Source organism: Streptomyces viridochromogenes (genome assembly GCF_001270495.1).
In the GTDB taxonomy this organism is placed as follows: Bacteria; Actinomycetota; Actinomycetes; order Streptomycetales; family Streptomycetaceae; genus Streptomyces; species Streptomyces viridochromogenes_A.
Map to the genome: position 1 here is coordinate 35,482 of NZ_LGUR01000243.1, position 8,670 is coordinate 44,151.

Genomic DNA, 8,670 nt, shown 5'->3' on the forward strand with positions numbered 1-8,670 from the left:
TGCCAATGGCCGAGTCTAACGGGGTTGGGGTAAGCGAATGCGCCCGTGGGGCTCGGTCCGGGTCTCAGGTGAGATACGCCGGTGCCGCCACGGGCAACGTAAATCGGAACCGCGCGCCGCCGCCGGGGGCGCGGCCGACCTCGATGGCGCCGCCGTGTGCCTCGACGATGCCCTTGACGATGTAGAGCCCGAGGCCCGTGCCGCCGCGCTTGCTGCCCCGCCAGAAGCGGGTGAAGACGCGGTTCATGGACTCCTCCGGGATGCCGGGCCCCTCGTCGCTCACCGTGACCGACGTGCCGGCGTCCTCCCCCTCGCGCGGGGACGCCGTGGCCGTGATGTCAATGGTGACCGTTCCGTCGCCGTGCCGCACGGCATTTTCGATGAGGTTGCTGAGCACCTGGTCGATCTTGTCGGGGTCGGCCCACAGATCGGGCAGCGGCTGCTCGACACGCAGCTGGAACCGGTCGGCGGGCTGGCCGGCGGCGACGTACGCCTGGATGTGCCGCCCCACGGCCGCGCCGATGTCGACGGGCTGGCGGCGCACCTCCAGCCGCCCGCTGTCGATCCGCGAGATGTCGAGCAGCTCGGCGATGAGCCGGGTGACCCGGTCGGCGTCGGCGTCGACGGTCTCCAGCATCAGCCGCTTCTGGTCGTCGGTGAAACGTGCCCACTTGGCGAGGAGGGTGGCGGTGAAGCCCTTGACGGAGGTGAGCGGGGAGCGCAGCTCGTGCGCGACGGTGGCGATCAGCTCGGCGTGGCTGCGCTCGGTGCGGCGGCGGGCCTCGGTGTCGCGGAGCGAGACCACGACGCGGTGGATGGGGCCGGTGGGCTCGGTACGGACGTACCGCACGGAGACGAGCACCTCACGCCCGCCGGGGAGGAGGAGATTGCGCTCCGGCTGCCTGCGCCGAATGGCGAGGCCGCCGTACGGATCGGTCAGCTGCCACCAGCGCCGCCCCTCCAGGTCCTCTAACGGCAGCGCCTTCTCCAGCCGCTGTCCGAGGGCGTCGGCGGCACGGACGGCGGTGATGCGCTCGGCGGCGGCGTTGAAGCACACGACGTGCCCCTGCTCGTCGGCGACGACGAGGCCGTCGGGCAGGTCGTCGGGATCGATTCCGAGCTCGGCGAGATCACCGGGCCGGGACGCGGACGGCCGCCGCACCTCCCGTGCCCCCGGTGCGCTGCTCGTGCCGACACTCATCCCCGTACCCCACCTCTCACGACGGCTGAGGGGCCCCCGAGCTGGTCACCTTACTAGCTGTCGGTGACGGTGCGGCACCCTCCAAAGGCGCGCTGTGCACGGGCCGACGCATAGAGACATACGGCGGCGGCGGTGGCGAGGTTCAGGCTCTCGGCCTTCCCGTGGATCGGGACGCGCACGACGGCGTCGGCCAGCGCGCGGGTCTCCTCCGGAAGCCCCCAGGCCTCGTTGCCGAACACCCAGGCGGTCGGCCCGCCCATGCTTCCCTTGTCGAGCTCGTCGTCGAGATCGTCCGTCCCCGCCCCGTCCGCGGCGAGAATCCGCACCCCGGCGTCCTGGAGCCCGGCCACGGCCCGCTCGACGGGCACCCCGACGGCGACGGGCAGATGGAACAGTGACCCGACGGAGGCCCGCACGGCCTTGGGGTTGTAGAGATCGACGGAGGCGTCGGTCAGTACGACGGCCTCGGCCCCGGCGGCATCGGCGCACCGCAGCACGGTGCCGGCGTTCCCGGGGTCCCGCACATGCGCGAGTACGGCGACGAGCCGGGGCCGGGCGGCGAGGATCTCCTCGAACGGGGTGTCGATGAACCGGCAGACACCGACGAGCCCCTGCGGTGTGACGGTGGTGGAGATATCGGCGATCACCTGCTCCGCGGCAAGGTGCACTCGGGCGCCCGCGGCACGCGCCTCACCGATGATGTCGGCGTACCGCTCCGCGGCGTCCAGCGTGACGAACAGCTCCACCAGGGTGTCCGCGTGCCCGGCCGCTTCCCGCACCGCCTGCGGTCCCTCGGCCAGGAACAGCCGCTCCTTGCCCCGGAAGTTCCGCTTGCCGAGCCGCCGGGCGGCCAGGACGCGGGGGGAACGGGGGGAGATCAGCTCGGGGGCGCCGGAAGGCATGGGGCTCACTTTCAGAGGATCTTTCCGCCAACACAACGGACCCGCAGGTAAAACCCACGGGTCCGTTCAGTCACGTCGGTTCAAGCCGAGCGCGGCGGTCAGGCCGCCTTGGGGGCGTTGACGTCGCTCGGCAGAGCCTTCTGCGCCACCTCGACGAGCGCGGCGAACGCGTTCGCGTCGTTGACGGCCAGCTCGGCCAGGATCTTGCGGTCGACCTCGACGTTCGCGGCCTTCAGACCCTGGATGAAGCGGTTGTACGTGATGCCGTTGGCGCGGGCAGCGGCGTTGATGCGCTGGATCCACAGCTGGCGGAAGTCACCCTTGCGCTTCTTGCGGTCGTTGTAGTTGTAGACCAGCGAGTGGGTGACCTGCTCCTTGGCCTTGCGGTACAGGCGCGAACGCTGACCGCGGTAGCCGGAAGCCTGCTCGAGGATCGCCCGGCGCTTCTTGTGGGCGTTCACTGCCCGCTTGACGCGTGCCACTTTTTAACTCCTTGTAGCGGGGCCGCGGTTGGACTCACACGGCCCGGAATCGATTGGGTCCCGGTCCAGACGTACGGCGCTCAGTGGAAGCGCCGCGGACGTCACTTGCCGAGAAGCTTCTTGATCTTCGCGGCGTCGCCCGGGGCCATCTCGGCGTTGCCGGTCAGGCGGCGCGTCACGCGGGACGACTTGTGCTCGAGCAGGTGGCGCTTGCCGGCGCGCTCACGGAGCACCTTGCCGGAGCCGGTGATCTTGAAGCGCTTGCTGGCACCGCTGTGCGACTTGTTCTTCGGCATAGCGCCGTTCTCTCCTCGTCGGTGGCGTTCCGGTGCCCGGTCGTGAAACCGGGCACGGTGGAACGTCGCTCTTTGTATCGGTTACGTCCTGGGGACTCGCGTCCCCCGGGATCACGCCTCGGCGGAAGCCTCGGCAGGTGCCTCGGTCTCCTCGGCGATGTCGGAGTCCGCGGCGTTCTGCGACTTGCCGGGGTTGGCCTTCGCTTCTGCCTTGCGGGCTTCCTGCGCCTGGCGGGCCTCGGCCATCGCCTCGGTCTTCTTCTTGTGCGGACCGAGAACCATGATCATGTTCCGGCCGTCCTGCTTCGGGTTCGACTCGACGAAACCGAGGTCCTGGACGTCCTCCGCGAGACGCTGCAGCAGTCGGTAGCCCAGCTCGGGCCGGGACTGCTCGCGACCACGGAACATGATCGTGATCTTGACCTTGTCGCCCTGCTTGAGGAACCGGACGACGTGACCCTTCTTGGTGTCATAGTCGTGCGGGTCGATCTTCGGCCGGAGCTTCATCTCCTTGATGACCGTGTGCGCCTGGTTCTTGCGCGCCTCACGGGCCTTCATGGCCGACTCGTACTTGAACTTCCCGTAGTCCATGAGCTTGCACACGGGCGGACGGGCGTTCGCCGCGACCTCGACCAGGTCCAGGTCGTACTCCTGCGCAAGCTCCAGTGCCTTGGCCAGCGGGACAATGCCCACCTGCTCGCCACTGGGACCGACAAGTCGCACCTCGGGAACGCGAATCCGGTCGTTGATGCGGGGCTCGGCGCTGATGGATCCTCCTCGGTTAGCACCACACGACCGTCTGGCGGACAGCCGCGTATGTCTCTGTTCGACAGACCTAACCGCGCCGAAGCACAAAAAATGCCCCGGACGATCACAGGCGGGGCTCCAAAACACTGCCGGAGCACCGCCGCGATGACGCGGGGCGCGATTTCGGGCGACTCCATCGTCCGTACGGAACGATGGTGGCCGCCTGACCGGGTGACCCGCCGTCCCGGAGGACGATCAGGTGGGAAGTCGGAGCCTCCACTTGTGGGCTGGGCAGTAGCTGTCCAGCCGGTCGTTACACAAGGTTAGCAGCTACCCGGGGGTGGTGCTAATCCGCGTACACCGGGGCCTATCGTGTGGGACATGAGTGACACCCCTCCTGAGTCCCCCGACTTCGACGAGATGACCCGCGACATCGCCGAGGTCCCCGCCGTCGAGGTGATCGTGACGGTCGCCGTCAACCTGATGAGCGCCGCCGCGGTGAAGCTCGGTCTGACCGAGGAGGGCGACAAGCACAAGGACCTGGACGAGGCCCGCAAGCTGGTGCACGCCCTCGCCGGTCTGCTGGACGCGAGCACGACCGAGATCAGCTCGTTCCACGCGGCGCCGCTGCGCGACGGCCTGAAGTCGCTCCAGCTGGCCTTCCGCGAGGCGTCGATCGTCCCGGACGAGCCGGGTCAGGGACCGGGCGAGAAGTACACCGGCCCGGTCTACGGCTAGCCAGGTCACCCTCGTACGTACAGGGGCTCGCCCGGAGGCGTCGTCCCGGCCGGCAGCAGCGCCAGGTCGAGACCGCGTACCAGGCGGGCCCTCAGCGTTTCGTCCGCGGCCAGCCGCTCGGCGACCGCGTGGGCGGCCCGGGCGGGTGCGGCGGAACCGTCCAGGACGAGGGCGAGGGTGCCGTCGGCCTGTCCCGGCCCGAGATGGGCGCTGAGCACGGAGGACTCGGCGGCCACCGCGACCCGCACCGCCTCCCGCACGGCCGGGTCGGCCAGCGGGTCGGTCGTCGTCCGGCCCTCGGCCAGCGCGAGCAGCGCGCGGCCCGTCAGCTCGTACGGCACCGGCCCGGCCATGTCCAGCACGATCGTGTCCGCCTTCTCGTGCGCCGCGGCCTGGAGGGCCTGGTGCAGGGGTACGGCGACAGGGCGGGCCGCCGGGTCCCAGCGGGCGAGCGAGTCGGTGGACGTGAAGGCGGGCAGGGCCACGCGGTCGCCCGCCTTGAGGGTCGGTACGGCCATGTCGCTGGTCTTCTCGTGGCGCAGCCCGTTCTCGTCCTCCTCGACCTCGCCGAGCACGGCCACGACGGGGACGAGCAGCCGGGCCTCCTTCAGTGCCTCCAGGACCGGGGCCTCGGCGGTGCGGTCCTCGGCCCAGGCGGCGAGCGCGGCGCTCAGCCGGGGGGAGGCGGAGCCGTCGTCGTCGGAGAAGGGAGAGTCGGGAATGTTCTTGTTCGCCACGGTCACCGACCCTATCGGGGGGATGCTGCTGCGCTTGTGCGGGCCCGGAAACCCGGCTGTGACGCGTTTCACCGGAATCTCAGATTTCCCTGACACACATCTAACGTCCGTCTAACGGCCCGCACAGTCGCCGCCCCGACGATCGCGGCATGGAGTCCTCCAGAGCCCGCCGCAGCCGCCGCGCTCGTCCGCCCGGAAGCCGCTCGCTGCTGTACGGCGCCCTCGCCACCGTCGCCATGCTGGGCGCCACGGCTGCCGGGGCCGTCTATGTGCAGGCGCAGGCGCACTCGGGGACGGGCGCCGTATCGTCGGCGGCGTCCGTGACGCCGTCGGCGAGCGAGGAGGTTTCGATGGAGTCTGTGGCGCGGCCGACGGTGGACCGCGACGAGCTGCTGGCGACGGCCATGGGGGCGGTGGACGTCCCCGAAGGTGTCGAGGTGGCGGTGGCGGTGCTGGACATGGCGTCCGGCGAGAGCGCCTCGTACGGGGACGGCGCCTTCGACACGGCGAGCATCGTCAAGGTCGACATTCTGGCGGCGCTGCTGCTCCAGGCGCAGGACGCGGGGCGGCAGCTGACGGCGACGGAGAAGTCGTACGCCACCGCGATGATCGAGAACAGCGACAACGCCTCCGCGTCGGAGCTGTGGCGGGCGATCGGGCAGGCGGAGGGGCTGGACGCCGCGAACGGGCGCCTCGGGCTCACGGAGACCGAGGGCGGTGACGGGATGCTGTGGGGGCTGACGCAGACCACCGCCGCCGATCAACTCCGGCTGTTGCGGCAGGTGTTCGGGGAGGACTCGGAGCTGAGCGCGGCCTCGCGGGCGTATGTGCGCGGGCTGATGGGACAGATCGCGGTGGGCCAGCGGTGGGGGGTGTCGGCGGCGGCCGACGGCTCCGGGTGGGCGCTGAAGAACGGGTGGCTGCCGCGTACGGCGACGGGGCTGTGGGACATCAACAGCATCGGCCGGGTGACGGTCGACGGCCGCGACTGTCTGGTGGCCGCGCTGTCGGACGGCAACGCGACGCGGGCGCAGGGGATCGCGCTGGTCGAGGCGGCGGCGGTGGCGGCGGTGGCGGTGTTCGCCGGGGAGGACGCCTCCGCGGCCTCGACCTCGCCCGTGTCCGTTGCCTCGTCCGCGGCCGCCACAACGGTGTCGTAGCCGGTCCCGCTCCGGTCGCTAGAAGTCGTGGCGTGCGCGTCGGCCGCGCCACAGGACGACCGCCCATACCAGCAGGAGGGCGCCGGCGCCGCCCGCGAGCGGGGCGGTCCAACTCGACGCGTCGTCCCCCGAGTCGGCGGCCTCGGGGCCCGAGCCGAAGTACTCCTCGCCGTAGGCCGCCGGCTTGAGGTTCTCCCGCTCCATGCGGGAGGCCTCCTTGATGGCGGCGGCCGGGTCGATGAAGCCGTAGCCTCGGGAGTCGTCCCGGCCGTCGGCGGGGGCGTTGCGGGCCGTGTCCTCCAGGAGCTTCTTGATCTGGGCCGGGGTCAGGCCGGGGTGGGCGGCCTTGACCAGGGCGACCGCTCCGGAGACGAAGGCGGCCGCGGCGCTCGTGCCCCAGCCCTCGTAGTACTTGTGGTCGGGGTCCGCGATGACGACGTTGACGCCGGGGGCGCTGACCGTGGCGTACCAGCGGCGGGTGGAGAAGGAGGCGCGGGTGCCGAACTTGTCGACGGCGGTCGCGGCGATGACGCCCGGATAGGCGGCCGGGTACGAGATGTGGTCGCCCTTCTCGCCGCCGTTGCCGGCCGAGGCGACGACGACGGCGCCCTTCTTCAGGGCGTACTGGACGGCCTCGTCCTCACCGGCTTCGGGGTGGGCGGACTTGGAGTCGTCGCCGAGGGAGAGGTTGATGACGTCGGCGCCGTGGTCGGCGGCCCAGCGGATGCCCTCGGCGAGGGCGTTGCCCCGGGTGCTGCGGGCCTTGGAGCGGGCGGGGTCGCCGTCCTCGAGGATGACGCGGACGGGGAGGATCTTGGCCTCGGGGGCGATGCCCATGACGCCGTCGCCGTTCTCGGCGCCGTGTCCGTGCCCGGCGATGATGCCGGCCATCGCCGTGCCGTGCCGGGCCCAGGCGCGGTCGCCGCGGTCGGCTCCGAAGCCGACCATGTCCTTGCCTTCGAGGACGTTGCCGACGAGGTCCGGGTGGTCGTTCTCGACGCCGGTGTCGAGGACGGCGACGGTGACGCCCGCGCCCTTGGTGGTCTGCCATGCCTCTTCGGTGTGCATGGCGTCCAGGGCCCACTGCTCGGCGCGGATGGAGTCGGCGTGCGCGGCGGTGGACGGCAGGACGGCCAGGCAGGTGCCGAGCAGGACGGCGAGAGGGCCGGTCCGCCAGGTCCTGAAGGGGGTCATGAAGGTCTTCACAGCACTGGTCACGGCACGGGCCGTCGCGTTGTTCACTCCGGGGTCGCGACCGGGGTTCATGTCGGCGCTCATGTCCCTGTTCATGACGACTGCTCCGTGGACGGGCCGACGTTCTTGCGCAGGGCGCGTTCGACGCGGTCGGCGAGACCTTGTGCCTCGTGGCCGAGGCCGGCCTGGGCGACGGCCGTGGTGTCGCCGGACCGTATGGCCTCCTCGGCGGGCTCGGGCTCGTCGACCGTGCGGCCGTCGGCCCAGCCGGAGACCGCGTAGACGACGACCGGGGCGTCGGTCAGGACGGAGATGGTCCAGGAGGCGCGCTGTTCGTCGCCGAATCCGGCGGCCAGGGTGCCCTTCGCGGCGTAGGGGCGGGGCATCAGGTCCGTACGGCGGTCGAGTCCCTCTTTGGTGAAGCTGGTGTCGAGCGAGCGCATGGCGGCGGCGTCGGCGTCGGTGAAGAGCAGGCCGACGGTGGTCACGTAGCTCTGAGTGGCGTCGATGTAGGTGGCGCGCAGGAGTCGCTCGCAGCCGACGGGGGCGAGGGCCTTGCGCAGGAGCGGGTCGAAGGCGTTCGCGCAGCCGCTGTCCGGGGCGACGGCGATCCGCGTCCAGATCCGGTCGGCGCCGCCGGGCCCGGCGCCCTGCCCGGTCACGGTGGGCGGGAACAACTGGTCGACGGGGATGTTGTGCCACAGGCTGCCGGCCGCGGCGAAGGTGTCCTGCGCGTCGCCGTCGCCCGAGTCGCCGATCAGCCAACTCCCGGTCGCGGCCCCGCCGATGAGGCCCAGCCCGAGCACGACACAGGCGGCCGCCGCGGCGATCCGCGGGCGGATCCGCACGCCGAGGGGCCGAGGTCGCGCCTGCTCGTCGTACCCCTCGGGCCGCCCGAACGACACGACGGGCCGCCCGGCCCCCGGAGTACCGCCCGGCGCCATCGGGGCGCTCCAGGAGAGGGATGGGTCGGGCGTGAACGCGGCGGTGCCGTGGCCGTGGCCGTGCGGGAAGTGCTCGGCGGGGCGGGAGGGTCCGGCGGGCGCCGAGCCCGCGTACCCGGGGGCCGCCGGTCCGTCACCGGTCGAGGGCTCGCGTACGGGGCGCTGCGGGGGCAGTGGGACGGAAGCGGGGCGGCGAGGGGGTTCGGCGGGGGCGGAGCCGGGGCGGGTGGCCGGCTGCGGGGGCATGCCGGCGGCACCCTGGGCGGGTG

Annotated in this window: 9 protein-coding genes and 1 pseudogene; 2 read left to right on the forward strand and 8 right to left on the reverse strand. The window is 71.7% G+C overall.

Features of this window, described 5'->3' with window-relative positions; translation table 11 throughout:
* Window positions 1–64: 64 nt before the first annotated feature.
* The 5 genes and pseudogenes from ADK36_RS38860 to infC all read right to left on the reverse strand — a co-directional run bounded on the left by ADK36_RS38860 (window position 65) and on the right by infC (window position 3,674).
* Window positions 65–1,201, reverse strand: coding sequence for a sensor histidine kinase (locus tag ADK36_RS38860; protein WP_048581179.1), 1,137 nt, complete (start codon window positions 1,199–1,201; stop codon window positions 65–67).
* 53 nt (window positions 1,202–1,254) lie between these two features.
* Window positions 1,255–2,103, reverse strand: a complete 849-nt coding sequence (locus tag ADK36_RS38865) for a TrmH family RNA methyltransferase (RefSeq protein WP_048581180.1) — start codon at window positions 2,101–2,103, stop codon at window positions 1,255–1,257.
* Between the two features lie 98 nt (window positions 2,104–2,201).
* On the reverse strand, window positions 2,202–2,585 hold the full coding sequence (gene rplT, locus ADK36_RS38870; protein ID WP_006141703.1) for a 50S ribosomal protein L20: 384 nt from the start codon (window positions 2,583–2,585) through the stop codon (window positions 2,202–2,204).
* 101 nt (window positions 2,586–2,686) lie between these two features.
* On the reverse strand, window positions 2,687–2,881 hold the full coding sequence (gene rpmI / locus ADK36_RS38875; protein WP_003977225.1) for a 50S ribosomal protein L35: 195 nt from the start codon (window positions 2,879–2,881) through the stop codon (window positions 2,687–2,689).
* 111 nt (window positions 2,882–2,992) lie between these two features.
* Window positions 2,993–3,674, reverse strand: a pseudogene (gene infC, locus ADK36_RS38880) (translation initiation factor IF-3).
* Between the two features lie 335 nt (window positions 3,675–4,009).
* On the opposite strand from infC, the gene ADK36_RS38885 reads away from it, so the two are divergent.
* Window positions 4,010–4,366, forward strand: coding sequence for a DUF1844 domain-containing protein (locus ADK36_RS38885; RefSeq protein ID WP_030054958.1), 357 nt, complete (start codon window positions 4,010–4,012; stop codon window positions 4,364–4,366).
* Window positions 4,367–4,371: 5 nt separating this feature from the next.
* Here the strand turns inward: ADK36_RS38885 and ADK36_RS38890 are convergent, their stop codons facing one another.
* Window positions 4,372–5,103, reverse strand: coding sequence for an SseB family protein (locus ADK36_RS38890; protein ID WP_053200950.1), 732 nt, complete (start codon window positions 5,101–5,103; stop codon window positions 4,372–4,374).
* Window positions 5,104–5,252: 149 nt separating this feature from the next.
* Here ADK36_RS38890 and ADK36_RS38895 point away from each other — a divergent pair, with 149 nt between their 5' ends.
* Window positions 5,253–6,263 carry a serine hydrolase gene (locus ADK36_RS38895; RefSeq protein ID WP_053200948.1) on the forward strand — a complete coding sequence of 337 codons (1,011 nt, stop codon included), beginning with the start codon at window positions 5,253–5,255 and terminating at the stop codon, window positions 6,261–6,263.
* Window positions 6,264–6,281: 18 nt separating this feature from the next.
* Here ADK36_RS38895 and mycP read toward each other — a convergent pair whose 3' ends face one another.
* Together mycP and ADK36_RS38905 are read right to left on the reverse strand one after the other, a co-directional pair.
* Window positions 6,282–7,457, reverse strand: a complete 1,176-nt coding sequence (gene mycP / locus ADK36_RS38900; protein WP_053200952.1) for a type VII secretion-associated serine protease mycosin — start codon at window positions 7,455–7,457, stop codon at window positions 6,282–6,284.
* Between the two features lie 92 nt (window positions 7,458–7,549).
* On the reverse strand, window positions 7,550–8,670 hold a 1,121-nt coding region (locus ADK36_RS38905), incomplete at its 5' end, for a hypothetical protein (RefSeq protein WP_425315505.1).